The following is a 2,928-nucleotide window of genomic DNA, read 5'->3' on the forward strand; positions in this document are numbered from 1 at the left end:
CTCTCGGACAGATGCCGCGCAAATGCCTTCACTCGGTCTGGGGTGAGCCGCTGGTGTGGCTGCAGGTCGATGGCTTCGGGATCGTGCTTTGTCAGAAATCCTAAAAATCGCCGATAGGCGATATGACAGTTTTCTTTCGAAGACTTCGACAAATGCGCAGCGGCATCGTCGGAGAAAGGATCGGCGTCATCGAACGCCTGTGTCCACAGCCGCTGGTCGGTTACCGGCCAGTCTTGCCATGGCAGATGCAGTCGAGGTTTCGGTCCAGGCATGGCGATTCCTAACGACCTTTGCGAGGATCGCGCCGGCGTTTTCGCGATCGGGACAAATTGGATGCTCGCAGTTTGTCGATTAGAGCGGCATGCGCTCTGCCGGCGCGGCGCGAGTCTCTGCCGCCGTAAAACGCAATCGCCGTTTTCTGAGAGGTGTGGGCCAACATCTGAGCAACCAACTCGTACGCGCCCGGATTGGCGTCCAAAATTATTTTCGCGCAAAAGTGTCTGAATTGATGCGGCGTCATTTTGACGCCGAGGTAGCGCCCAATGGTTTTGCAGATCGCAGTGGCGACCGCAGCCTGCGTCTTTGGCTTTCCGTCCTTGCGTACAAACAACGAGTCGGGATGCTTGCCGGTGAGCGCAGGGACAATCTCATCGCGGAAGACCAGGAGACGATCGCCCAACGCCGCCGGCAGTTCATAGATATACTCCGCTCCTGTTTTGGTTTCCGCCGCACTGAGCCTAACCAGCACGGGCTTGCGGCGGCCTTGGGGCCAGTGCAGGTGCCGGTCGAAGCGCAGCGCGCTCAAATTCTGCATGCGCATCGGCGCGTACAACAAAATATCAATTGCGAGGGCGCTTTGCAGATCGACAAGGGCCCATGGCGACGGCTTGCGCCGTGCCGCATTCCAGGCTCGGTCTGGGAGTTGAAGCAAGTCGTCCAGCAGCGCTGGATCGTCGAGTGTCTGCAACAGCGTTTTGTTCTTCTGCGTCAAGCCGGGCGCGAGAGCCCCAATCTTGCGGCGAAGGGCCTTAAGTGCCGCCACGGTTTCCGCCGGCGCCTTGACCCATTCGGATGCCACGGCGATCAGCGTGATGGCGATGCCGTGCAGATACTGCGTTGGTTTATCGCCGGCCTGTTTGCGCAGATAGCGCAGGAGCGTGCGCACCGTTTCGGGCTCGGTCAGCGCGGCCAGAGAGTTGAGTTCTTTGATCAGGATGCCCGCCGCGACGGCGGCGCTGGCGGCGGAATGAAGATGCTGCCGTTGTAGCCGCAGCGTGCTCGGACGCAGCGCCCGCGAACGCGCTGCGTCATCCAGCGGATCGGCAGCCGAACCCCATGCGGCGTAAGCATCGATATCGTTTCGGAATGTCACCGGGAAGCTCGCCAGGGGCAGCCGCTTCAGGACGCGGGGATCGGCTTCGAGAAGGACGACTCTAAGCCTCCGGGACCGGTCAGCGGCGAGGACGTTCCAGGCGCGGCGGACGAGACGGGACCGGTGGCGCAGGTTGCGGACGAGGCTGGCGGAATGTAGTTCCCGATCGAACTGCGCGAATGTGGTGCCGTTAACGCTGCCTGGGGCGATGCCCCGCAACGTTGCCCAGTGTGCGAAGCGCGATAGGGCATGGCGCGTCCCTGCCGGCGCCTCGGCCAGCAGCTGCCGCCACGGCACCGCGAGTTCGACCCGGGCGGTGATGAGGATGGGGCACAGGCCGGAGGCGTCGATGGCGGCGGTCAAATCGCTGCGGAGATTCGAAAAACGCTTCGGCGAAATCAGCGCCTTGGGCGGCACGACGCGATCGAGTTCGTGACGGATAGCGCCGAGGTTTAGCGGGATGTCCTCCGGGCGTTGCTTGGCGAGTCTGGCAAAACAGCGCACCGCTGAGATGCAATCCCTTTTGCGGGGTTGCGGCAGCATTGAACCGGCGATGCAGTCGAGCACGGTCTGCAGGGTCGCAAGGCCCGCCGGTGGTAGTGGTCGGTCGATTTTCATGGCAACTCCATTGGACAGCCGGCGCCAGCACCTGACCCGGACGGCCAGACGGCGACATTCGGGAAGACAGATAGGCAGTAGATGGCAGTTCTACTTCGCAGACGTTTTCCCGACATTCGCAAAACGCCTGTCAGTACAGGGCTGTAGGCGACAGGGCGCGACATCACAGACTCTCCGTTGCATCGAGCAACGCGGCGACGTCGTCATCTGTGATGCGCACCAGACGCCCGATCCGATGAGCCCGAAGTCGGCCGTCAGCGATCAGACGCTGGACCGTGCGCTCCGACGTTTGGAGAATTTCGGCTGTCTGCGAAATGGTACGCAGTTTCCCGAGGGGACGTCCGCTGGGGCGCCATTGCGCGAATGGTCGCTCGCGATGTTTGCCTGCCCGCGGCCGTGCTTGAGACCGATGGCTCATCACTCCGGCTCCTTCGCCGGCTGTTCGTTGCCGAGGACTTGGTCGCCGTCGTGTGGCCGCACTTCGGCGCCGAGAAGCTTATGGAAGGGGCCTTTAGGCACCCTCAGCAAGCGACCAATTCTAATTGTCGGAATGTCACCCCGTTTTGCGGCGTCATAGGCCGCGTTACGGCCTAAACCGAGCAGCCGACCGGCTTTAGGCACGGAGTAAACGAGCCGCTGGCTTTCCGGCTCTTTGGTGCTCTTGGCCCGCTGCTTGCGGCCTCCGCCTTCTGGCCTATCTGTAACCATGCGTCACCTTCATAGTGGTGACTGTACACTACTCGTCCGCCTCGGTTGGCGCAATAGTGGTGTACATACACTATTTATGGTGTTATGCTTTGTACCGGTCTGTCCCGCTTGGTCCGGAGCAATCGTGATTGGTTCGCTGAAAGCATACGCGCCGCAGCTCGCTTTACGCCTCGGCACTACCCCGGCGGCACTGTACGAGCGCCAGCGGGCCCTGGTGCGCACCGGCATCT

The 2,928-nt window shown here is 61.8% G+C and carries 3 protein-coding genes; all 3 read right to left on the bottom strand.

The features are described 5' to 3' along the window. Positions 1–280: 280 nt before the first annotated feature. The gene (locus WB528_RS23965) at positions 281–1,990 is read right to left on the bottom strand and encodes a tyrosine-type recombinase/integrase (RefSeq protein WP_423891369.1); all 1,710 of its coding nucleotides are present in this window, start codon (positions 1,988–1,990) and stop codon (positions 281–283) included. Between the two features lie 163 nt (positions 1,991–2,153). Further along, positions 2,154–2,408, bottom strand: coding sequence for a helix-turn-helix domain-containing protein (locus WB528_RS23970; RefSeq protein WP_423891371.1), 255 nt, complete (start codon positions 2,406–2,408; stop codon positions 2,154–2,156). Further along, positions 2,408–2,698, bottom strand: a complete 291-nt coding sequence (locus tag WB528_RS23975) for a helix-turn-helix domain-containing protein (RefSeq protein WP_423891374.1) — start codon at positions 2,696–2,698, stop codon at positions 2,408–2,410. The genes WB528_RS23970 and WB528_RS23975 overlap by 1 nt, the downstream gene beginning before the upstream one ends. Positions 2,699–2,928: the final 230 nt, after the last annotated feature.

Source organism: Bradyrhizobium sp., from assembly GCF_049586575.1.
GTDB lineage: Bacteria > Pseudomonadota > Alphaproteobacteria > Rhizobiales > Xanthobacteraceae > Bradyrhizobium.